Raw genomic sequence first — 20,948 nt, forward strand, 5'->3', positions numbered from 1 at the left:
GCTAGGATCGTCAAAATGCGTTTAAAAAGCCATGGCCAAAGCCGCAAAACTGCGCTTTAACGGCGGGCATGCAACTCTCCGATCTTCTCGCGTCTGTTAATGTCAGCGATGGCAGCGCGACCATATCCATCCCCTCGACATGGAGGCAGGGGCGCACCACCTATGGCGGGCTGTCTTCGGCGCTGGCGCACCATGTTGCGCAAAAGGCTTTCCCTGATGTGCCGCCGCTGCGCTCTGGCCAGATCGCCTTTGTCGGGCCGATAGCGGGGGAATGTACGGTCAGCGTCGAACTGCTGCGCCGGGGCAAAAACACCGCATTTGTCAGCGCGCGGACCACCTCCGAGGCCGGGGTCGGCCTGATGTGCACCTTCATCTTTATGAACCCGCGCGACAGCCATGTAACCGAGCATGGGCTTGATCGCAACGAAGCGCCGCCAATTCCCGGCGAGGGCGAGACCCGCAACGGCCCGCCCGAATTCTTTACCTATCATTTTGACTATCCGGAAAAGCGGCTGGACCTCAGCCAGCGCAACAACAGGCTTGAGGCGTGGCACCGGCTGCGCGATGATGGCGAACATGATGTGATGACCGAATTGCTGTGCATCGGCGATGCGCTGCCGCCATCGGCTATGGGTCTGATGAGCGAGTCTGGCCCGGTCAGCTCGATGAACTGGCAGGTCAATATGCTTACCGACAAGCCCGAGACCGAAGGCGGCTGGTGGCTGTTAAGCTCGGAAACCCATCACGCCGAGAATGGCGCGAGCAGCCAATATATGACCGTGCGCAACAGCCGGTTGGAGCCGGTCATGACCGCCATGCAATCGGTGGCATTATTTGTTTAGAATAGAAGAGCGACAAGAGAGGAAAGCCCCATGAAAACACGTATTACCGAGATGTTCGGCATCCAGCATCCCATCATTCAGGGCGGCATGCACTATGTCGGTTTCGCCGAAATGGCGGCCGCTGTGTCTAATGCCGGTGGCCTGGGCATCATCACCGGCCTGACCCAGAAATCGGCGGCTGATCTCGCCAATGAGATCGCCAAATGCAGGGACATGACCGACAAGCCGTTCGGCGTGAACCTGACCTTCCTGCCGGTGGTCAATGCGCCTGATTATGAAGGCATGGTCCGTGCGATTATCGAAGGCGGCGTCAAGGTGGTCGAGACCGCCGGTAATAACCCTTCTCAGGTGCTGCCGCCGCTGCAAGGCGCGGGCATCAAGGTCATCCACAAATGCACCAGCGTGCGCCATGCGCTCAAGGCGCAGAATATCGGCTGTGATGCGGTGAGCGTTGATGGCTTTGAGTGTGGCGGTCACCCCGGCGAGGATGATGTGCCCAATATGATCCTGCTGCCGCGCGCGGCGGATGAGCTGGAAATCCCGTTCGTCTCCTCCGGCGGTCAGGCCGATGGCCGCAGCCTTGTCGCCTCGCTCGCCATGGGTGCCGACGGTATGAATATGGGCACGCGTTTCATTGCCACCAAGGAAGCGCCGGTGCACCAGAATGTGAAGGATGCGATTGTTGCTGCTTCCGAGCTTGATACCCGCCTTGTCATGCGCCCGCTGCGCAACACCGAGCGCGTGCTCAACAATGCCGCTGTCGAGCAGCTGTTGGAGATCGAGAAAGAGAAGGGCAGTGACCTGCAATTCACCGATATTATTGAGCAGGTGGCGGGGGTTTACCCCTCGATCATGCTGGAAGGCGAGATGGACAAGGGCGCCTGGTCCTGCGGCATGGTCGCCGGCCTGATCAACGATATCCCGACCTGTCAGGAGCTGATCGACCGGATCATGTCCGAGGCGGAAGAGATCATCAACCAGCGTCTCGGCGGCTTCCAGAACGCGGCGTGAGCCTCGACAAAAGAGAGAGCATCCGCCCATGACCATGACCGTCCACCATCTGCAATATTCGCAGTCCTTCCGCCTGATATGGCTGATGGAGGCGCTGGGTGCGGACTATGATCTAAAAATCTATGCCCGCGACTCGGAGACCAATTTGGCCCCGGCTGAATATAAGGCACTGTCGCCGCTGGGCACCGCGCCGGTACTTGTGGATGGCGATACGGTGGTGGCGGAGAGCAATGCCAGCATCGACTATGTGCTCGACCGCCACCCGGAAAGTCCGTTGCGCCCCGGCCCTGGCGATCCCACGCGTGAGCGCTATCTCTTCTGGTACCATTCGGCTCAGGGCAGCATGATGCCGATGCTGTTCGTCAACACCATCTTCGGCATGGTGCAGAAGAACGCGCCCTTCTTCCTGCGCCCATTGCTGCGATCCGTGGCGGCCAATGTCGGCGAGCGGTTGATCAAGCCGCGCATGACCGCGATCCTGAAGGTCGCGGAAGAGCATCTGGCCGAGCATAAATGGCTGGCGGGCGAAGAGCTGACCGCCGCTGACATTACCATGAGCTATGCCATGGCGGGTGCTCGCAAGGCCGGTCTGGTGACAGAGGCGCATCCGGGCTGCCTGCGCTGGCTGAAACAGATGGAAGCAGACCCCGCCTTTCAGCGCGCCAAGGCCAAGGATGACGGCCGCGATATGCTGTTCAGTTTCTAGAGTCGATTTCGTTTACATTGATCGTCATTGCGAGGAGCGAAGCGACGCGGCAATCCAGAGCCGCACGAGACGCTCTGGATTGCGTCGCTGCGCTCGCAATGACGATTATTGAAGACCTCGCTGTTGGAAACTGTCAACCTGACTTGACGAAGGTTACGAAAGTTGCGCTCACACGCCGCAGTTTTGCGTGACAGCCCCCTGCGTCTCCGCGTCACTCATAGTCACAATAATTGCGCCAATCACCCGGGTCGTTGCGATAGGCTTCGGGGTCATAGTCGGCTTCCGGGTCGGGCAATTTGTCACCATAGGTGTAATATTCGGCCTTATCATCGGGCTGGATCGGAATCAGCCGGTCCAGCGCTTCGGCAATATCCAGTCCGCCGCGCTCATCGGCAGGCGTCACCGCATGGCGGTCGCCATAGACTTGCGGGTGATGCGCTTTGAGCAGGAACATCAGCAGCCGGTCACTGGGCTTGTATTTGGTGTAGATATGCACACCATCCTTTCTGATGATGCGGTCCTCCGCACCCAAAATCGCACGGTCCATGGCAATATCGGTCAGCTTGCGCATCGCATGGCCAATCGCCGCATCCCAGGCGGCGGCAAATTGCTTGCCGCGCGGTTCGCGGCGCAGGCGATAGGCGCTTTGCGTCGTCATATGGACCATCCGCGCCGCATCGGTGACCGATCCGCTATCGGCGAGATATTCGATAAATTCCCGCTGCCGCTCGGGCGACCAGCCATCATGCCGCGCTGAAGGACGGGAAATGGGTATCCAGAAATACTCATCCGGATCATGCCCATGCGCATCCAGCGCACGGCTGTCATCCGGGGACGCCACCAGAGACTGGCGCGCCTCGGCAATCTCTGAATGGATATCGAGAGGATTTGCGCTGTCGGTTGAGGTTTCAGAGGGCGGGGTGTTGGGTTTGTGGGTTTTGCTCATACTCTGGTATAGCGTAGATGATGTTGTGTAGGACAGGGGGTGGTTCATTGGTAAGGAGTTACAGTCTGGATACCTGCTTGCGACCCAATTGGAGACATTGGGGATTGGCTAATACTTCTTGTGATAATGGCGTAACGAACTAATCATATCAAAGTGCCTGAATTTCCATTAACACCGCGACTTGCAGCCAAGCTCTCTGAAGTGTTCGCCGCTAGTGATCAGCAATTCGCCCATGAGTGGTTAGTGACTGAGTGTGGTCCAAACATTCCTGGCGGCCACCAGGATCTACATGGGATCGAGCGAGTTCGTGCTGCCGCGCTCAAGGTCAGTGATGGGTCGCTCGAACAACTCGCTAGGGCAACCGCGCTTGGCCAGATAGATTGGCGCGACCTTCTTATGGCAGCCGGCTTCGGCAGCCTGGATGCCCATGAAACTTGGTTAGACAAAAGAATCTCGGACTAAAGCTCTATCGGCGATGGAAATCGTTTTCTTCGCATCCAATGATCATGTCCACCTCCACTCCCAATCTCTGAAATAGAGCAACGGCTCGGAAAGACCATATGTCACCCCTTCGCGCCCTCCGTTGCCATCGGGTGCCGTTGGACCAGCGACGCCAACCGAAGCATAGGCTTCCTATGCCACTCGCGCGGAGATTGACCTGCAGAGGATAACCCGTTTATTCCCGGGCGCAAAACTTCATTATTCGGCAACAAGCTCACGATTTCGCTTGTTTCTCCGAGCACGTCGGCGCACCCATTCCTCATTATCAGTGATGAGCACATCAAGCGTTTGCGTTGGAGTTTTGGGGTTCATGGCGACACTCCAGCGCACTGATTCCTCTTCATCAAGCGCTAGCTTTTGCAGAAGCTCCACGGGCGAATTTTCATTCCTAGCCACACCCATTCGCACATCCGCCTCTGTGTCTTTTGCGAACATCTCCAAAATTGATAAGACGGCCATGCTTGGGTTACCAGCAACGCCGCCCCGCACCCAACTATTTTCGTCATACGCGAGTTGCGCCAGAACACCTGGTGGTGTCTTGGTATGTATCGCAACTTTCCATCTCACTCCATAATTCCCATCAGTAGCGAGATAGGTAAGACATTTAACTGGAATAGAAGGGCTACGCGCAGCGCTTGCTCTTACAATAGCATCCCCATCCTCTGACATTTTGGCGAGCAGTTCGATGGGAGTGTTTGGATTTGCTGCTACGGCGGACCTTACATAAGCGCTTTCTTCTTTGGCCAAAGCACGTAGTTTATGTTCAGGAGTGTTGCGGTTTCTTGCTCCGCCCGCCCTTACTTGAGGCGCTTTGTCTTCCAGCAGCTGCATCAGTGTTTCGACAGGGGTCTTAGGATTGCGCGCAACTTTTTCTCTCACATAGGGATCTTCGTGTCTCGCGAGCTCTTCAAGACGCATGGCTGACGTAGAAAAAGAGCTAGCCTCCTTTTCCGCGTCATCAGACATTATGCGAACGTTCATCATTCCTTCATTGGTTTGAGAAACAAATTTCGATGTCCCGTTGCAATAACTCTCCACACCCGCCGGCTCAGTATTTGCGGCGAGCGCCATGGCCAATACTAGTCCGCTCAGCATCTCTGGTCTCCGCTATAATAGCTGTTTTGTCGCGCTGTGATTAATACGTTTGTTGGACTGAATCAACGGAACGTCGGCTCTCCCCCATATTGGCAACTCAGACAAAGGCATCATCTAAGGACACCAGCATTCCCCCAAACAACAGAGCCTGCACGTTTTGTAACGGTGTCCCTAAACATACCCCTGCGACGTAATATAGGACTGCATTGTCGCGATGCGGCTTTGGTCTGAGGGGTGGGTGGACATAAATTCCATCGGTTTCTGGCTTGAGCGCTGGGTCATGCCGTCCCAGAAGCGCACCGCTTCATTGGCGCGGTAATTGGCGTCGACCATGAAGTCCGCGCCCAGCCTGTCGGCTTCATATTCATGCTTGCGCGAATAGGGCAGGATGACGCCAAAGGTCACGCCCGCGCCCAATATTCCGGCGATCAGGCCGCGATTCTCATTGTCGGCCAGCGCCACATTGGCGAGCGCCAGGCCGCTGCTCGCGGCCATTTGCTGCGAATAGCGCTCGGCGGCGTGACGGCCGACGACATGGCCGACCTCATGCCCCATCACCGTCGCGATCTGATCGTCATTCTGCGTCACGTCGAGCAGCCCGGTGTGAAACCCGACCTTGCCGCCGGGCATCACCCATGCGTTGACCGTCGGGTCGTCAAAAACGGCAAACTCCCAGTTTCTTTGGGTCAGGCCGAAGTCGGGCAGACGCTGATCGGCGCCGCGCACGATACGATCGCCAACCGCAGCCACCTGGCGTCGCAGCGCGGGATCATTGGTCTGGCGATTCTGGGTCAGCAACTGGTTCCAAGAGGCGGCGGAGAGCTGTTCTAGCTCGGCATCGGACACCAGCAGAAACTGCTTGCGCCCAAGCGCCGAGTTGGTGACGCATCCGGAAAGCGCCGCGCCGCTAAAGGCCACGACCGTGCCCGTTGCCAGCCCGGAGATTATCTCACGCCGTGACATTGTGACCGTCGGGCGGTTGTCAAAATCCTCTACGGTGATGTTGCCATTCTCGCTCATGCTACACTCTCCATCTTGTAGGTTTTGCTGTCGGCACTTTGTGATAAAGTTACATCATGGGCGATGTTTCAGCAAGCGTTACCCCACGCACTTATGCGGCGGATTATCAGTGGTTGGTCCGGCGATTTTGCCAAGCCTGTCTCAATAGCGCAGCAAGCCAAATTCCAGCGCCCGGATCACCGCGCTGACCTTGTCGGTGACTTCCAGCTTGGCGAATATCCGGCGGATATAGGTGCCGACCGTGGCTTCGCTGACCTTGACGATTTTTGCGATATAGGGCGCGGAGAAGCCGCGGGCGATCAGGCCCAGTACTTCGCTTTCGCGTGCCGAGAGGGTTACCTTGTTCTCCAGCGGTTCTTCCAGAATATTGCACACCTGCAAATGCGCCAGCGGTGCCACCGCCATCAAATGGGCCATAAGCTGCTCATCTTCCAATGGGGCGGCATCGGTAAAGCCGAACGATACATAGGCATTGCGTAAGTTGCGCCCGAATAGGGGGATGCCGACAGCGTGCATCAGCCCGGCCTTCTCCATCCCCTCGACAAAGGCATATTCCTCTGGCGTGAGTTTGCGAACATTGATCGCATCGCGAAAGGTCATGGGTTGCCCATGCTGCATCACGATATCGGGAATCGGGTCGTTTTTGCGAAATTCGGGATCCTTGTATCGCTCAATCATATCGTGCGGAAAGCCAAAGCTCAAAAGCTGGACATCGGCCGATATGGGCGAACGAATTTTCCCCGCCAGATGATAGGTCGCACGCACAATGCCCATTTCAAGATAACAGTCCTTGGCCCGGTCCAGAACCTCCTGAGTGTGCGTCGTTGATCTGATGATCAGCAGGTGTTTTTGGAGGTCAAATCCGGGTTGTATGGCCATATCTCTGTTCCTGATAACTATAGTTACATTCGTTTACATAGTGTCCTTATTTCGTGTGACAATAAAGAAGGGCATTGTTTGCTAAGAGTATTTCCATTGATCGAGATACAAATGGAATTTGGCTATGGCGTATATAGATACCCTTTCATCCAATGACTCACCGTTGTTCGAGCAACTGGGCAGAGCAACTCTTTTTGGCTGCTTGGACGATATTGATATCGCCAGCTATATTCGCTTTTTGCGCCGCAAACGCGACGAGTCTTTTGCCGAGGGCTATTTCTCTGATCCCTGTTGGGATATCCTCCTCGAGCTTTATATCAGCCATGCGTCAGGCCAGGAACTGTCGACAAGCTATATCGGCTATCCCGCAAAAATACCGCTGACCACCGGGCTGCGCCAATTGGACATACTACAATCTGATGAACTTATCTATCGCCGAAAAGACAGCGAGGATGCGCGACGCACCATTGTCGGACTGACCGCGAAGGGCATGTCGAAGTTGCGGGCCCTGTTTGAAAGCTATCGCGTGGCGCTGATGCACTTGCAGCAGTCGCGCGTTATCACGATGCTCAACCAGCCACAGGATGAACGTCAACCGGAGAATTCGGCTTTATAGTCAGGCAATTGCTATCGCCCCATATGCGAACGGTCGATTACTTCCCCTGCCAATTGGGCTTGCGCTTTTCGGCAAAGGCCAGGCTGCCTTCCTTGGCGTCCTGAGAGGTGAAGACCGGCGCAGTGATTTCAGCCTGTTTCTTCCACGCCTCTTCCTCGGCCCAGTCATAGCTTTCATTGATGATCCGCTTGGTGGCTTTGAGCGCCAGCGGGCCATTGGCGGCGACTGTAGCGGCGAGTTCCATCGCGGCATCAAGCGCCGGGCCATCGGTGACACGGTTGACAAAACCCATCTCATAGGCGCGCTGGGCGGTGTAGAAATCGCCGGTCAGCGCCATTTCCATGGCGAGACGCTTGCCGACAACATGCTGCAGCTTGAGCACACCACCGGCTGCCGCCACGAGCGAACGCTTGACTTCGGGGATGCCGAATTTGGCCTTGTCATTGGCGACGCACAGGTCACAGGCCAGGGCCAGTTCTAGGCCGCCAGCAAGGGCATAGCCTTCAACAGCAGCGATCAGCGGCTTTTCCGGTCCCTTCTCGGTGATGCCGCCAAAGCCATAGCCGGGGACCATCGGAGATTCGCCGCGCAGAAAGCCTTTAAGGTCCATGCCCGAACAGAAAGTGCCGCCTGCGCCGGTGAGGATGCCGGCATTGAGGCTGTTGTCATTATCAAGCTGCTCCATCGCCGCGCGGATGCCTTCGGCGGCTGCCTTGGTCATCGCGTTCTTGGCATCGGGTCGGTTGATGGTGACGACGATAAAACCGTCCTGAATATCGGTAAGTACTTCAGACATTGGGGGTCTCCTTTTTATGTTCCCCTCCCCTTTAGGGGAGGGGCTAGGGGAGGGGGCTGTCATTCAGCCGAAGCGCCTGTGGAACGCCCCCTCTCCCAACCCTCTCCCCTGAAGGGGAGAGGGCTATTTTAGAACAACAAATCCGCCAGCTTGGCGCGGTGCCAGGCGCCGTCGCCATGTTGCGAGGCGTGCCAGATGGCTGCACGGCGATAGAGCTGGGCATCGCAATCATGGGTGAAGCCAAAGCCGCCATGGAACTGGATCGCCCGGTCGGCGGCAAAGCCATAGACCTTGTCGCATGCCGCCTTGGCCATGCGGGTGGCAATCTCGCCCATGCCCTGATCGTTGAAGCAATGCGCCGCCGAATAGACATGGCTGCGCGCCTTTTCGTAATCGACATAGGCATTGGTGATGGGGTGTTTCAGCGCCTGATATTCGCCAATGATCTTGCCGAACTGTTTGCGGGTTTTGAGATAATCCAAGGTGTAATCAATCACCGCCTGGGTACCGCCGGCCATCTCTGCCGCTTGCAGCAGCACGGCGGTAAGGTGGATATGCTCAAATGCGGCCTTGGTCTTGGCCTCATCAAGCAGAGCAGAAGCGGGCAGGGTGATACCGTCCAGCTTTAGCGCATAGGTGCGGCGTGTCTCATCGATAATCTGCTCGCGGCGCAGCGCGCTATCGCCAAAGGCATCGCGCGGGATGATCACCAGACGCGGCGCGCCATCCAGCGAGACAGAAGCAATAATGATCTCAGCCTGTTCGGCATAGGGCACCAGCAGCTTTTCGCCGTTGAGGGTAATGTTGTCCCCGTCCGCTTTGGCGGTGGCGGTGATATTGTGCAGGTCCCAATCGCCATGCGCTTCGGCCAGCGCCAATGTCGCCACCGCGCCCTCGGCGATTTTGGGCAGATACTCTTCCTGCTGCGCCTCAGTGCCGCCTGCGACCAGGGCCTGTGCCGCCAAGGTGGTATCGGCAAAGGGCGTGGTCATCAACCGGCGGCCCATTTGCTCGACAATCGGCACTACTTCGCCCAGCGACAGGCCCACGCCGCCCTGCGCTTCGGGGATGGCGATGGCGAGCCAGCCCAGCTCGGCAATCTCTTTCCACACATCCGCATCATAGCCCTGCGCATCCTCCAACAGGGTACGCACTTTTTCGATCGGGGATTTCTCGGCGCAGAAACTGGCTGCGACATTCATCAGCTCGATCTGTTCTTCGGAATATCCGATAGACCCTAGATTTTCCATGATTAAACCTTATCAAAATACCGTTAGCACTGAGCTTGTCGAAGTGCGTTTCTCAGCATCGCACATTCTTGATAGGCGTCCTTCGACAGGCTCAGGACTAACGGTTGTTGTCCTTGTTCTTACCGCCCTTTGGGCAGGCCCAGCACATGCTCAGCGACAATATTGCGCTGAATCTCCGAGGTGCCGCCGCCAATGGTTGCGGAGAAGCTGTTCAAATAGCTGCGATGCCAATAGCCGTCATCGACAGCATTCTCGTCTCCGACATAATAACCGGCTCTTGTCCCCTGAAAGGCAAGCGAAAATTCGGTGAGATCACGGATCATCTCGGTGCGTGCCAGCTTGTTCATCATCGCCAGACCCATGGGCCGGTCCTGATTGAGCGGGGCCATGCGGCGGCGTTGGTTGTTGAGGTTGAGCGCCTGAATTTCCATCATCTGCTCGACCATCTTGTCGCGCATCACCGGGTCATCGAGCAGCTTCTTGCCACCGCGTTCTGAGTTGCGCGCAAGGTCGACAACCCCCATCGCGTCAAGCTCTTTGATATAATAGCCGCCGGCCGGATTGACCTTGGCGCCGCGCTCATATTCGAGCGTCTTCATCGCCACCATCCAGCCATCGCCTTCCTTACCGACCAGTCCCTCAGCGGGCACACGGGCATCGGTAAAGAAGGTCTGGACAAAGCCATATTCGCCGGTGAGCTTCTTGATCCGCCGGGTTTCAATGCCTGGAATTTTCATCGGGATCAGGAAGAAGCTGAGGCCGGCATATTTATTCGGGCCGTCATTGCTGGTGCGCGCCAGCAGGATCATATATTTGGCGCGGTCGCCCAGCGAGGTCCAGATTTTCGAGCCGTTGAGGACATATTCATCCCCATCGCGCACCGCTTTCAACTGCGCGCTACCAAGGTCAGAGCCATGTTCGGGCTCAGAGAAACCCTGACACCAAATATCCTCTGCGCTCAGCATCCCTTTGATATATTTCTTTTTGTCTTCCTCACTGCCGATGTCCATAAGCAGCGGTCCGGCCCAGCCAATGCCGATGGCGTTAAGGATGATCGGGCCGTCATATTTCTTCATCGCTCGCGTGGCGACGCGCTGAAATTCCGGGTGCATGCCATGGCCGCCATATTCAGATGGCCAGCTGGTGCCGAGATAACCCGCCTCATAGACCTTGCGCTGCCAGTCGCAGAGAAAGTCAAACTGCTCATCGGTGCTGACCTCCATAAAGGTCAGCGGCAGCATGAAACCGGGATCGGTGACGGTGTTTTCCTTGAACCAGGCATCGGCCTGGGCTTCAAAGTCCTTGAGTTCTGCCTCGCTCGGCTTGGACATCCTCATCTCCTGCATGATTCTTTTTTAATCGTTCGATTAAACTGAGAATGCGGGAGCCAAGTGGCAATGTCCAGTGGGGATTTTGTTTACAGCTTTCGCAATCCCCAAAAGCCCCGCGCAAGCGGAATGAATGATTTGGCTCGCGCAAAGGCGCAAAGACGCGAAGAGGCTGCACCAAGGATAAATCTCTTTGTGCCTTTGCGCCTTTGCGCGAGAATAAACCATAGCAACGGTTCCGCTTGCGCGGGGGCCAGTGGGATAGGCTTAGCCGTTGATCCACCAGCGGATAAGATAGGCGACAATGCCGATCACGCCAACGCTCGCGCCCCAGATCAGCGCCATCCAGCCGAGGCGTTTGCATAGCGGCGTATCGGCAGCAGGGTCCGGGGGCAGGGGACGGTTAGTCTCGGCCATTAATGGTAGCCCGCATCGCTCACCTTGCCTCGGAAGACCCAATAGGCCCAGCCGGTATAGCCAAGGATCACCGGCGCGATGATCACTGTACCGACCAGCATGAAAAGCTGGCTGCTGGGATCTGTGGCGGCGTCCCAGATGGTGATGCTTTCCGGCACGATATATGGGAACATCGAGATGCCCAGCCCGATCATGCCCATCAGGAACAGTGCGAGTGTGAGCAGGAAGGGCGCATATTCCTGGCGTTTTTTCAGTCCGCGGAACAACAGCACCGTGATAATCAGCGTCAGCAATGGCACTTGGGCGGTGAAGATGATGTTCGGGAAATCAAACCAGTGCCGCCAATACTCCGCATCGAGAAATGGCGTTGCAAGGCTGACCAGTCCGAGCAATATCAGCGTCGCCGGGAACAGCCGCCAGCTCAGCCAATAGGCGCGTTCCTGTATCGGGCCGTCGGTCTTCATGATCAGCCAGGTGCTGCCGAGCAGGGCATAGCCGACCGTCGTGCCGACACCTGTAAGAATGCTATAGGGTGAGAGCCAGTCAAGCCAGCCACCGGCATAGTTGCGGCCTTCGACCTCAATGCCCTGGAGCAGCGCGCCCAGCGTAATGCCCTGACACAGCGCTGCCACCAGCGATCCGGCGGTAAAGGCAAAGTCCCAGAATTTCTCATGCCCCGGATCGCGCCAGCGGCCTTCAAAGGCGACCCCGCGTAGCACCAGCCCAAGCAGCATCGCAGTAATCGGCGGATAAACGGCGGGCAGGATCACCGCATAGGCCAGCGGAAAGGCAGCAAACAGCCCGCCAGCGCCCAGCACCAGCCATGTCTCATTGCCATCCCATACCGGCGCGACCGAGTTCATCGCCTTGTCGCGCTGGGCCTTGTCCTTCAGCGTCGGGAATATGATACCGATGCCGAGGTCAAAACCGTCCAGCACGACATAGAGGAACACCGCAAAGGCGATAATAAACGCCCATATTAGCGAGAGATCAGCACTCATGCCGGTTGCCCCGTCAGGTTGTTGCCGGGGCGCATACCAGCGGTGCGGATCGGGCCGTTTTCAGCCACTTCTTCCTTACCCGTCACCGGCTTGTGCATGAGGCGTAATATATACCAGGTGCCCGCGCCGAACATGATGAAATAGGTCACCACGAAAGCCAGCAGCGAGGCACCGACAGCGGGTGCATCCAGCGGCGAGACGCTTTCCGCCGTGGTGAGCGCACCGTAGATGGTATAAGGCTGGCGACCGACCTCGGTGGTCACCCATCCGGCAATCACCGCGACAAAACCGCTTGGCCCCATCAGCAGTGCCCATTTGTGCAGCCATGGCCAGTCATAGAGCTTTTTGCGCCAGCGCGCGAACAGGCTGACCGCGCCGATCAGCATCATCAGCATGCCGATACCGACCATGATACGGAACGACCAGAAGACAATCCCCACTGGCGGCTGCTCGTCATCTGCTATGGTGTCGAGACCATCCAGCGGTGCGTTGAGATCATGCTTGAGGATCAGCGAGGACAGTTTGGGGATGCCCAAGGCCCAGTCGAGCTTTTGCTCTTTATCATTAGGGATGCCGAACAGATAAAGCGGCGCGCCTTCGGGATGGCTTTCATAATGGCCTTCCATCGCCATCACCTTTTGCGGTTGATGCTCCAGCGTGTTGAGGCCGTGCATATCGCCCGCGAAAATCTGGACCGGGGCGACGAGGGCCGCCATCCACATCGCCATGGAGAACATTTTGCGCGCATGCGGTTCGGTCTTGTCGCGCAGCAAATGCCAGGCACCAACCGCGCCGACAACAAAAGCGGTGGTGAGATAGGCAGCGAGCACTGTATGCACCAGCCGATAAGGGAAGCTAGGGCTGAAGATGATCGCCCACCAGCTTTCACCGGGCACGAACTGGCCGTTCTCGGCGATTTCATAGCCTACTGGTGTCTGCATCCAGCTATTGACCGAGAGAATCCAGAAGGCGGAGATACAGGTGCCGATGGCGACCATCAGCGTCGCGGTGAAGTGCAGCTTGCGCCCGACCTTGTCCATACCGAACAGCATGACGCCGAGAAAACCCGCCTCAAGGAAGAAAGCGGTGAGCACCTCATAGGCCATAAGTGGGCCGATCACCGGTCCAGCCTTGTCCGAGAACACCGACCAGTTGGTGCCGAACTGGTACGACATGACGATGCCCGAGACCACGCCCATGGCAAAGGCGATGGCGAAAATCTTGCGCCAATATTTGAACAGGTCGAGATAAAGCGTCTTGCCGGTTTTCAGCCAAAGCCCCTCCAGCACCGCCAAAAAGCTGGCGAGGCCAATCGAGAAGGCTGGGAAAATAAAATGGAAACTGACGGTAAAAGCGAACTGTATCCGCGCGAGCAACAGGGCGTCGAGAGTGTCGAACATGCAGTATCTCCGTTGCACGCCTATATGGCGCGGCATTACGGCAATTACGAGGCAGAGCTGTCTTGGTTCCCTTGCTAAAGGGATAGACTGAGTTGCATGATGTGCAACTCAGTCTATCCCTCATTGGACGCGATTGTCTTCGCATATTTCGTCATTGCGAGCGTAGCGAAGCAATCCAGGGCAACACGCACCTGCTCTGGATTGCCGCGTCGCCTCGCTGCTCGCAATGACGTGTTTCAACCGAGCTAAAACCGATGGGATTATTTAGCCTCATACCCGGCAATAATCGCGCTGCGCTGCTCATCGACAATGGAACGCGCGGCGTCATCGGGGATGCCGATGCTGTTCAGCACCAGCTCGCACAGCTCCAAACTGGCCTCTACCGTTTCCGGCACCGCGCTGATTGCGCCGGTATCGATCAGATGCCGCGCATGTTCTGCATCGCGGGCGCGCGACATGATCGGCACATGCGGCCAGGTTTCCTTCACCGCCTTGATCAGCGGCGCGACCGCGCCCGGCTGGTCCATAGTGGTGGCAAAGGCGGCGGCATTCTCAATACCGAGATGCACCAGCAATTCCGGCTGGCTGGCATCGCCATAATAGACATTGGCACCCTGATTGCGCTCACGCTCCACCAGCGCCGGGTCGCTGTCAATCGCGATATAGGGGATGCGCTGGGCGTCGAGCAATTGCGCCAGCATTTTCCCGACTCGGCCAAAGCCGCCAATGACCACCGGGTTTTCGTCATCGAGTGACTCTCCGGTATCGGGCGTATCGGCGCTGCGCTTGCGGATCGTCTCGCCCAACTGCCGCGCCGCAATGGCAAGGAACGGGGTGAGGAACATGGTGACGACTACCACCAACAGGACAAATTGCGCCGTTGCCGGTTCCAGCAGCGCCAGTGACAGCGCGGCGGTGATGACGACAAAGGCAAACTCACCGCCCTGACACATCAGCACCGCTGTCTCTGCGGATACGTCCTTGGGCAGACGGAAAGCGCGGGCAAGGGCATAGAGAATGGTGCCTTTAAGGACCATCAGGCCGAGCACCGACATCAGCACCAGCCCGATATCGGCCCATAGCGCGACGACATCGAGGCTCATGCCGACCGAGATAAAGAACAGCCCGAGCAACAGGCCCTTAAACGGTTCAATATCGGCGGCGATCTGGTGGCGATATTCTGTACCCGCGAACAGCAACCCGGCGAGAAATGCGCCCAAGGCCATGGAGAGCCCGGCCTGTGCAGTGACAGCAGAGGTGCCTAACACCAGCAGGACAACGGCGGCCATAAACACCTCGCGGCTGCCGGTGCTGCCGACAAAGCGCAGGAATGGCCGCACGATAATGCGCCCGGCGAGGAAGATCGCGGCGATGACCAGCACCGCCTGACCAATGGCCCAACTCGCGGCCAGCGCCATTGAGCCTTCGACCTTGGCCCCTGCAACACCGACAAAGAACAGGATCGGCACCACGGCCAAATCCTGCAAGAGCAAGACGCCAAAACTGGAGCGGCCCGCTGGTGTGCTGAGACGGCGACTTTCGGTGAGTAACTGCATCACCAGCGCAGTTGAGGAGAGGGCGAGGCACAGGCCGAATGTGGTGGCGGAGACAAGGTCATTGCCGAACCAGTAAGCAATCGCGCCGATGGCGATGGCACTGACCACCACCTGCGCGCCGCCAAAGCCGAAGACCAGCCGCCGCATGCCCCATAGCTGCGCCACGGAAAGTTCAAGTCCGATGGTGAACAGCAGGAATACCACGCCCAGCTCGGCAAAAGCGCGCACGCCTTCGAGATCGCTGAACACGATATATTGCAGGAATGAGGTGTCGTCTGCCAGCCGCCCGACACCAAAAGGCCCGATTACCAGCCCGACAAACAGAAAGCCCAGAACCGGGCTGACACCAAAGCGCCGCACCAGCGGCACGACAAGACCGGCAGCGACCAGAAAAACAATGATTTCCCGAAGATAGGGAATTTCGGGATGCACGGGGGGCCTTCCTTTTCTTAAGTGATAAACCTGCAATTCGTCATTCCGGAAGCCGGTTTTCTCCAAATCATTGATTTGGTAAGAAAAGCGAGCTGTCCGGAATCCAGAGCCACAAGCATCATCTCTTGCGGCTCTAGATTCCGGATCAAGCATTGCCAACGGAAAACTATTGTTTTCCGGGCAAAGCTAAGTCCGGAATAACGAAGTACTAACTGAATCATCTGCCAAATACGTCATTGCGAGCGCAGCGAAGCAATCCAGAGCATCTTGCGCTTGCTCTGGATTGCCGCGTCGCTTCGCTCCTCGCAATGACGTAGTCACCCCTCTATCGTCCGCATCAGATAGCACAGGCAATCCTGGCGTATCGCATCGAGGCTGAAGGTGATCATCGAAGGCGTGCTGTCGCAATTCAGCGCAATCACGCCGTCATCATAGCGGAAAAACTCGCCGGTCAAATCCCGGCCATGTTCGTCGAGAACCTGCAACGGCGAATGCGCACGCTGGCTCCGGCCCCAGATATGCCCCTCGTGCATCGGTATGAAATTGCTTGTCGCCAGTTCCGGCGTCAGGCTGAGCTCGGCGGCGCTTCCATCAAAGGAGATCGCGCATTCCGGGTCGATAACCACCCGGCCAATGGTTTCGAACAAACGCACCGGCTCTTCCGGCGGCTTGGTGGTGAACGCATCCAGCGCCAGCACCTTCTCGATCAGTGCGATTGCCGCATCGCGCCCGTCAATGTCGCCGCTCTGGCCACATTCCAGCGTGATCGCCGGACACAGCTCGGCGAAGGCGATGGACTGGGTGGTGCTGGGATTGCGGTAGAAGACGCTTAGCGGGCCGAACAGCGAAGCCAGCTGCAGATCTGCCGGGCGCAGCGTGTTGACGCAGCCATAATGCGGGTTGTTGCCGGTGTTGTTGTGAATATCGATGCTGGCAAAGAGGTTGCTATGCCGCGCAATCTCGATCACCGATTGCGCCAAAGCATGATACTCGCTGGCATCGTGCGGCCCCGTATGTGCCCAGATGCGGTTGAAATCCTGCTGGTGCGGCAGATAGCGCTTGCCTGCTGCGGTGGCATCAACATTGCCGATAAAGATCATCAGATTGCGGCTGGGTGTGGCATCGCGATAGCGTTGTTCGAGATATTGCAGCACCTCAAAGCTGGTGGTCTCATTGCCGTGGAGCAGGGTGGAGATAAACAGCGTCTCATCGCGCTCGCCTTCAAGCACCACCAGAGTCGGATTCGGGAAAAGACTCTTAATCTCCTGCGGCGCGATGTTGGCGAGTTCGGCAGGGAGGTAATTAACGAGATCAGGCTGCATATAGGGCTTTACGGCTGGCGGGTCAGATAGTCCATTCATGCACCGGCTTGCCCGTCCGCTGCATCTCGACATAGCGCTGCGTCAGTGCCTGATAATTGGTGCCATGGCAATTGACAAAACTGCGCTGCCACGCCGCGCCAGTCTGGCCATTGCGAAGCCGGTCCTCCAGGATGTCGTTGAAATAGATATTGAGGTCACCCGCATCGACCCCGGCTTTTTTCAGCGCATCGCAGGCCATGGGAATAAGCTTCTCGAGCAACAGCACCTGCACATTGACTGTCTTCCCCGCCCAACGGACATCGGCATGCAGACCATGACGGGCACAGGCATAGAAATTCGCGCGGGCATCCTCAAATGGCGTCTCGCTTTCGGGCGGCGTTTCGGCATCAGCCAGAGCCAGCATAAGTCCGTGACACAGCGCCAGATTGGCGACGGTATCGACCATACTCGGGCCAGCGGGCATCACCCGGTGTTCGATGCGTAGATGCGGTGAAAGATTGCCATCAAAGCCCAATATCGGCCTCACCCAGCGCCATATCGTGCCGTTCTGTAGCCTGAGATGCGGCAGCTTGCGGCCATCATCAGAAAGGGCGGGGAGCAGATCACCATAATGCATATTGAGCAGGAAAAGCTCGAGGAAGGACTCTTTCAGATAACCCGTCCCCAGCGTTACCCGCTGCGCATTGCGACCGCTGGGCTCGCGGAAGTTGTCCATGCTGGTTGCCTGTTCAAAGGCCGGAATGCGGGTCTCATCCCAGAGCGACTTGCTGAACAGAAAGGGCGAATTGGCGGTGGCGGCGACCAAGGGGGCGGAAGCGATAACACCGGCATTATACAGCCGCACCGCATCATCCTGATTGACCTTGAGATGCGATTGCAGCGAGGTGCATGCCGCCTCCAGCATCAGGTCCTCGGCGATATAGTCGAGCTTGTCATAGCCCTCGATGGAAATATGCAGCGGCTGGTGATCGCGGCGTCGGAAGACCTCACGGTTGAGCGCACGATAGCGTTCTGAATCCGACATCCAGTCAGGCTTGAGCATTTCATTCCGGACGGTCGGCAATATCCCGATCATCACCGGCGACAGATCATGCGGCCGCCCGGCACGTTCGCATTTCTGCCAGCTTAGCGTGAGGTCATTTTGCGTCTGGAACAGCACGTCCTTGTTCAGGGTACGGATCGGCGCATTCAACTCAAAATTGAACTTGGAAAGCTCGGTAACAATGTCGGGATCATCGGCGGTCTCGATAAACTCGGCATTTTGTGGCGCAGGCAGGCAATCGGTATCGGTCAGCCAGCCTTCCAGCTCCAGCCCGACCGTAGGCACGTCATCCTCATCAAAGGCGCGCTCATCAAACCATTGTTTGAGCGTCGCCGTCTCGCGCCGCAGCCGATTGCGAAATTCCTCGCGATCCTCCGCGCTGAAATCACCACCCTCAATTTCCTGCCCCATAGGCACTCCCCGTACTTTTATTGCGGTAAGTGAAGCCGATTTAAGACAATGTTGCAATGGGGAAGGCGGTGGGGAGACGGTTGGACACACAAGATACAGGCTTTTGACTTCACCTCGTTCAGGAAAACCGTGCGCTTGTAATGGAAATACACTCTATCAAACATGATAATACGAGTGTAAAGAAATGCGACGTTCTCTGTGACCAACCGACACAGTACAACACGGAATGAAAAACGGGAGAAAGCTTCATGAAAAGACTATCATTGACCATAGCGACGGTCGCCGCTTTGAGTGTGTCGGCCTGTGCCCCGGCAGGCGAGTCAGGGGACGCGGAAGCCGATTCAGATACCGAAACCGCTGCAGATGATGATATGGAGCGCCCTGACGAGACTCCGGCGATTACGGCTTCCGACGATACTATGGCGCTGACCTGCGCCGATTTTCTCGAGACCGCGGCCATTGCCACCGCCGAGGAGCAGGATGAGGCTGCTATCGCGGCCCAGGATGAGCTTTCCAATGGCCTGATCTGGCTGCACGGCTATCTCTACGCCGCCAATGACGGCGAAGTCGGTGTCCTCAGCCAGGAGTGGATGGAGACCAATGTGAAGCGGGTTTATGAAACCTGTAATGCCGCTGAAGACCCGGCCAAGGTCAATCTGTTTGAGGTGGCAAAATCATGAAGCTGTTGCACCTGATGACCGCCGCTGCTGTTGCAGCTGTTAGCCTCACCGTCGTCGCTGATGTCGCTGAGGCGCGCAAACGCCACCATCACCACCATCACCATGACTGGGACAATCGCCGCGATGCCCGCCGTGCCGGGATCATCGCCGGAACAGCCGCTGCCGGAATCTCGCGCGCCGTAGCAAATGACAATGCCCGCGATCATTATCGCGAATGCATGGATTATTACGGTTTCAACAATCGCTATGAGCGCTATTGCCGCGAGGAATATTATCGCGACCAATATCGCGGCCGCCGCGCCGCCAGACGCGCGGGCGTGGTTGTTGGCCTTGGTGTTCGGGAAATCGTCCGCGATTGATCGCGGGTTTGGAGAATAGCGAAATTGGATATGGTGGACGCACTAGGGTTCGAACCTAGGACCCGCTGATTAAGAGTCAGCTGCTCTACCAACTGAGCTATGCGTCCATGCCGGGGTAACCGGGCTGCCGATTCGTGAGGCAGAGCGGGGTAAATAGGGATTTTTGCGCGGATGAAAAGGGTTTTCTTCTGCACTTGCGCTGATTTAGGCCAATATTCCGCTGCTCAGGCTGGTTTGGGGTTGTCTTCGTGTCTGGCGGTCTATGGCCATCAGCATGCCGACACAGATCATCACCGTCAGCATAGATGAGCCGCCATGGCTTAAAAAGGGCAGGGGGATGCCGACCACCGGGGCGAGGCCCATGACCATCATCATGTTGATCGCGGCATAGAGGAAGATGGTCATGGTAAGGCCGCCCGCGAGCAGCTTGGAAAAGCGGCTGGGTGCATCGATGGAAAGCCGCCAGCCCCAGCGGAGCAGCAGGAAATAGGCGATGATGACGGCGATGCCGCCGATCAGCCCCCATTCCTCGGCCATGGTGGCAAAGACGAAATCGGTATGGCCTTCGGGCAGATAGTCGAGATGGCTTTGTGAGCCATTGAGAAAGCCCTTGCCGTCAATGCCGCCCGAACCGATAGCGATTTTTGACTGGGTGATATGATAGCCCGAGCCCAGCGGGTCATTTTCCGGATTGAGGAAGGTTGCGACCCTGCGCTGTTGATAAGGCTCGAGCAGGAACAGATAGGCAAGCGGAATCGCGATGGCCGCGACGACGCCTGCGCCGACAAACAGGCGCATTGGGAGACCGGCGAGAAAGGCGACGGTGACTGCGCCGACGCAGATGGTGATGGTGGTGCCAAGATCAGGCTGCAGCAGCACCAATGCCGCTGGCAGCCCCATCATGATCAGCAGCGGCCAGATCGCGCTCCAGCTGCGGATCATGGTGGGCGGCAAGGCGCTGTAGAAACGGGCGACCATCAGCACGATGGCGGGTTTCATCAGTTCTGACGGCTGGATCCGCATAAAGCCCAGTTCCAGCCAACGCTGGCTGCCGCCTCTGACCTGGCCGAGAATTTCGACGCCAAGCAGCATCAGCAGGATGATCACAAACACCGGCAAGGCCGCGAATTTGAACAGCTCTTCGGGCATATAGCTGATCACCAGCGCCATCACGAGAAACACCATGAAACGCGCCGCATGCAGCCCGGCCCAGGGGCTGAACGAACCACCGGCGGCGGAATAGAGAATGGCGACGCCAAAACCGGTAAACACCAGCAGCAGCAGGATTATCCCCCATGGCTGGTTGCGAAGGGGTTGAGGGACGAGCGCAATCTGCAT

The 20,948-nt window shown here is 57.4% G+C and carries 21 protein-coding genes and 1 tRNA gene; 7 read left to right on the top strand and 15 right to left on the bottom strand.

Annotated features, from left to right (window positions below; translation table 11 throughout):
- Nucleotides 1-68: 68 nt before the first annotated feature.
- The 3 genes from RB602_RS06665 to RB602_RS06675 are packed head-to-tail and all read left to right on the top strand — an operon-like array spanning nucleotide 69 to nucleotide 2,559.
- Nucleotides 69-842, top strand: a complete 774-nt coding sequence (locus tag RB602_RS06665; protein ID WP_317084072.1) for a thioesterase family protein — start codon at nucleotides 69-71, stop codon at nucleotides 840-842.
- Between the two features lie 30 nt (nucleotides 843-872).
- Nucleotides 873-1,853: an NAD(P)H-dependent flavin oxidoreductase gene (locus tag RB602_RS06670; protein WP_317084073.1), complete on the top strand. Its 981-nt coding sequence runs from the start codon at nucleotides 873-875 to the stop codon at nucleotides 1,851-1,853.
- A gap of 28 nt (nucleotides 1,854-1,881) precedes the next feature.
- Nucleotides 1,882-2,559, top strand: coding sequence for a glutathione S-transferase family protein (locus RB602_RS06675; protein WP_317084074.1), 678 nt, complete (start codon nucleotides 1,882-1,884; stop codon nucleotides 2,557-2,559).
- A gap of 211 nt (nucleotides 2,560-2,770) precedes the next feature.
- Here RB602_RS06675 and RB602_RS06680 read toward each other — a convergent pair whose 3' ends face one another.
- Nucleotides 2,771-3,505 carry a hypothetical protein gene (locus RB602_RS06680; protein ID WP_317084075.1) on the bottom strand — a complete coding sequence of 245 codons (735 nt, stop codon included), beginning with the start codon at nucleotides 3,503-3,505 and terminating at the stop codon, nucleotides 2,771-2,773.
- Nucleotides 3,506-3,658: 153 nt separating this feature from the next.
- Between RB602_RS06680 and RB602_RS06685 the strand changes: the two genes are divergently transcribed.
- Complete coding sequence (locus RB602_RS06685; protein WP_317084076.1) at nucleotides 3,659-3,967, top strand: hypothetical protein; 309 nt, start codon at nucleotides 3,659-3,661, stop codon at nucleotides 3,965-3,967.
- A 237-nt stretch (nucleotides 3,968-4,204) separates the two neighbouring features.
- Here RB602_RS06685 and RB602_RS06690 read toward each other — a convergent pair whose 3' ends face one another.
- From RB602_RS06690 to RB602_RS06700, 3 genes are all read right to left on the bottom strand, one after another.
- Nucleotides 4,205-5,077: a HEAT repeat domain-containing protein gene (locus tag RB602_RS06690; protein WP_317084077.1), complete on the bottom strand. Its 873-nt coding sequence runs from the start codon at nucleotides 5,075-5,077 to the stop codon at nucleotides 4,205-4,207.
- A 195-nt stretch (nucleotides 5,078-5,272) separates the two neighbouring features.
- On the bottom strand, nucleotides 5,273-6,121 hold the full coding sequence (locus RB602_RS06695; protein WP_317084078.1) for a M48 family metallopeptidase: 849 nt from the start codon (nucleotides 6,119-6,121) through the stop codon (nucleotides 5,273-5,275).
- A gap of 141 nt (nucleotides 6,122-6,262) precedes the next feature.
- Nucleotides 6,263-7,000 (bottom strand): helix-turn-helix transcriptional regulator, encoded by a 738-nt coding sequence (locus RB602_RS06700; RefSeq protein WP_317084079.1) that lies wholly within the window; start codon nucleotides 6,998-7,000, stop codon nucleotides 6,263-6,265.
- Between the two features lie 124 nt (nucleotides 7,001-7,124).
- On the opposite strand from RB602_RS06700, the gene RB602_RS06705 reads away from it, so the two are divergent.
- The gene (locus RB602_RS06705) at nucleotides 7,125-7,616 is read left to right on the top strand and encodes a hypothetical protein (protein WP_317084080.1); all 492 of its coding nucleotides are present in this window, start codon (nucleotides 7,125-7,127) and stop codon (nucleotides 7,614-7,616) included.
- A 37-nt stretch (nucleotides 7,617-7,653) separates the two neighbouring features.
- Here the strand turns inward: RB602_RS06705 and RB602_RS06710 are convergent, their stop codons facing one another.
- The 9 genes from RB602_RS06710 to RB602_RS06750 all read right to left on the bottom strand — a co-directional run bounded on the left by RB602_RS06710 (nucleotide 7,654) and on the right by RB602_RS06750 (nucleotide 18,571).
- A complete protein-coding gene (locus RB602_RS06710) occupies nucleotides 7,654-8,412 on the bottom strand; it encodes a crotonase/enoyl-CoA hydratase family protein (RefSeq protein WP_317084081.1) in 759 nt (252 codons plus the stop codon).
- A gap of 128 nt (nucleotides 8,413-8,540) precedes the next feature.
- On the bottom strand, nucleotides 8,541-9,662 hold the full coding sequence (locus tag RB602_RS06715) for an acyl-CoA dehydrogenase family protein (protein ID WP_317084082.1): 1,122 nt from the start codon (nucleotides 9,660-9,662) through the stop codon (nucleotides 8,541-8,543).
- Nucleotides 9,663-9,781: 119 nt separating this feature from the next.
- Nucleotides 9,782-10,993, bottom strand: coding sequence for an acyl-CoA dehydrogenase family protein (locus tag RB602_RS06720; protein ID WP_317084083.1), 1,212 nt, complete (start codon nucleotides 10,991-10,993; stop codon nucleotides 9,782-9,784).
- Nucleotides 10,994-11,257: 264 nt separating this feature from the next.
- The gene (locus RB602_RS06725) at nucleotides 11,258-11,407 is read right to left on the bottom strand and encodes a DUF2474 domain-containing protein (RefSeq protein WP_317084084.1); all 150 of its coding nucleotides are present in this window, start codon (nucleotides 11,405-11,407) and stop codon (nucleotides 11,258-11,260) included.
- Entirely contained in the window at nucleotides 11,407-12,408 is a 1,002-nt protein-coding gene (cydB, locus tag RB602_RS06730) for a cytochrome d ubiquinol oxidase subunit II (RefSeq protein ID WP_317084085.1), read from the bottom strand. The genes RB602_RS06725 and cydB overlap by 1 nt, the downstream gene beginning before the upstream one ends.
- A complete protein-coding gene (locus RB602_RS06735) occupies nucleotides 12,405-13,808 on the bottom strand; it encodes a cytochrome ubiquinol oxidase subunit I (protein WP_317084086.1) in 1,404 nt (467 codons plus the stop codon). Before RB602_RS06735 ends, cydB begins: the two co-directional genes overlap by 4 nt.
- A gap of 260 nt (nucleotides 13,809-14,068) precedes the next feature.
- On the bottom strand, nucleotides 14,069-15,796 hold the full coding sequence (locus RB602_RS06740) for a cation:proton antiporter domain-containing protein (RefSeq protein WP_317084087.1): 1,728 nt from the start codon (nucleotides 15,794-15,796) through the stop codon (nucleotides 14,069-14,071).
- A 317-nt stretch (nucleotides 15,797-16,113) separates the two neighbouring features.
- Nucleotides 16,114-17,157, bottom strand: a complete 1,044-nt coding sequence (locus tag RB602_RS06745) for a M14 family metallopeptidase (protein WP_317084088.1) — start codon at nucleotides 17,155-17,157, stop codon at nucleotides 16,114-16,116.
- Nucleotides 17,141-18,571 carry a glutamate-cysteine ligase family protein gene (locus RB602_RS06750; protein ID WP_317084089.1) on the bottom strand — a complete coding sequence of 477 codons (1,431 nt, stop codon included), beginning with the start codon at nucleotides 18,569-18,571 and terminating at the stop codon, nucleotides 17,141-17,143. The genes RB602_RS06745 and RB602_RS06750 overlap by 17 nt, the downstream gene beginning before the upstream one ends.
- Before the next feature lie 248 nt (nucleotides 18,572-18,819).
- Between RB602_RS06750 and RB602_RS06755 the strand changes: the two genes are divergently transcribed.
- Complete coding sequence (locus RB602_RS06755) at nucleotides 18,820-19,251, top strand: hypothetical protein (RefSeq protein WP_317084090.1); 432 nt, start codon at nucleotides 18,820-18,822, stop codon at nucleotides 19,249-19,251.
- The gene (locus tag RB602_RS06760; protein WP_317084091.1) at nucleotides 19,248-19,610 is read left to right on the top strand and encodes a hypothetical protein; all 363 of its coding nucleotides are present in this window, start codon (nucleotides 19,248-19,250) and stop codon (nucleotides 19,608-19,610) included. The genes RB602_RS06755 and RB602_RS06760 overlap by 4 nt, the downstream gene beginning before the upstream one ends.
- A 31-nt stretch (nucleotides 19,611-19,641) precedes the next feature.
- Here the strand turns inward: RB602_RS06760 and RB602_RS06765 are convergent.
- Nucleotides 19,642-19,717: transfer RNA gene (locus RB602_RS06765), tRNA-Lys, on the bottom strand.
- Nucleotides 19,718-19,814: 97 nt separating this feature from the next.
- Nucleotides 19,815-20,942 (bottom strand): rod shape-determining protein RodA, encoded by a 1,128-nt coding sequence (rodA, locus tag RB602_RS06770; protein ID WP_317084447.1) that lies wholly within the window; start codon nucleotides 20,940-20,942, stop codon nucleotides 19,815-19,817.
- Nucleotides 20,943-20,948 lie beyond the last annotated feature (6 nt).

Origin of the sequence: Parasphingorhabdus sp. SCSIO 66989 (assembly GCF_032852305.1) — a bacterium.
GTDB lineage: Bacteria > Pseudomonadota > Alphaproteobacteria > Sphingomonadales > Sphingomonadaceae > Alterisphingorhabdus > Alterisphingorhabdus coralli.

Excerpts from the sequence above, each read along its gene's own strand:
- RB602_RS06735 (WP_317084086.1), bottom strand. The coding sequence starts at position 13,808 with ATGTTCGACACTCTCGACGCCCTGTTGCTCGCGCGGATACAGTTCGCT.
- RB602_RS06750 (WP_317084089.1), bottom strand. The coding sequence starts at position 18,571 with ATGGGGCAGGAAATTGAGGGTGGTGATTTCAGCGCGGAGGATCGCGAG.
- RB602_RS06675 (WP_317084074.1), top strand. The coding sequence starts at position 1,882 with ATGACCATGACCGTCCACCATCTGCAATATTCGCAGTCCTTCCGCCTG.
- RB602_RS06670 (WP_317084073.1), top strand. The coding sequence starts at position 873 with ATGAAAACACGTATTACCGAGATGTTCGGCATCCAGCATCCCATCATT.
- cydB (WP_317084085.1), bottom strand. The coding sequence starts at position 12,408 with ATGAGTGCTGATCTCTCGCTAATATGGGCGTTTATTATCGCCTTTGCG.
- RB602_RS06745 (WP_317084088.1), bottom strand. The coding sequence starts at position 17,157 with ATGAATGGACTATCTGACCCGCCAGCCGTAAAGCCCTATATGCAGCCT.
- RB602_RS06710 (WP_317084081.1), bottom strand. The coding sequence starts at position 8,412 with ATGTCTGAAGTACTTACCGATATTCAGGACGGTTTTATCGTCGTCACC.
- RB602_RS06755 (WP_317084090.1), top strand. The coding sequence starts at position 18,820 with ATGAAAAGACTATCATTGACCATAGCGACGGTCGCCGCTTTGAGTGTG.
- RB602_RS06720 (WP_317084083.1), bottom strand. The coding sequence starts at position 10,993 with ATGTCCAAGCCGAGCGAGGCAGAACTCAAGGACTTTGAAGCCCAGGCC.
- RB602_RS06725 (WP_317084084.1), bottom strand. The coding sequence starts at position 11,407 with ATGGCCGAGACTAACCGTCCCCTGCCCCCGGACCCTGCTGCCGATACG.
- RB602_RS06690 (WP_317084077.1), bottom strand. The coding sequence starts at position 5,077 with ATGGCGCTCGCCGCAAATACTGAGCCGGCGGGTGTGGAGAGTTATTGC.
- RB602_RS06695 (WP_317084078.1), bottom strand. The coding sequence starts at position 6,121 with ATGAGCGAGAATGGCAACATCACCGTAGAGGATTTTGACAACCGCCCG.
- RB602_RS06705 (WP_317084080.1), top strand. The coding sequence starts at position 7,125 with ATGGCGTATATAGATACCCTTTCATCCAATGACTCACCGTTGTTCGAG.
- RB602_RS06665 (WP_317084072.1), top strand. The coding sequence starts at position 69 with ATGCAACTCTCCGATCTTCTCGCGTCTGTTAATGTCAGCGATGGCAGC.
- RB602_RS06680 (WP_317084075.1), bottom strand. The coding sequence starts at position 3,505 with ATGAGCAAAACCCACAAACCCAACACCCCGCCCTCTGAAACCTCAACC.
- RB602_RS06715 (WP_317084082.1), bottom strand. The coding sequence starts at position 9,662 with ATGGAAAATCTAGGGTCTATCGGATATTCCGAAGAACAGATCGAGCTG.
- RB602_RS06760 (WP_317084091.1), top strand. The coding sequence starts at position 19,248 with ATGAAGCTGTTGCACCTGATGACCGCCGCTGCTGTTGCAGCTGTTAGC.
- RB602_RS06700 (WP_317084079.1), bottom strand. The coding sequence starts at position 7,000 with ATGGCCATACAACCCGGATTTGACCTCCAAAAACACCTGCTGATCATC.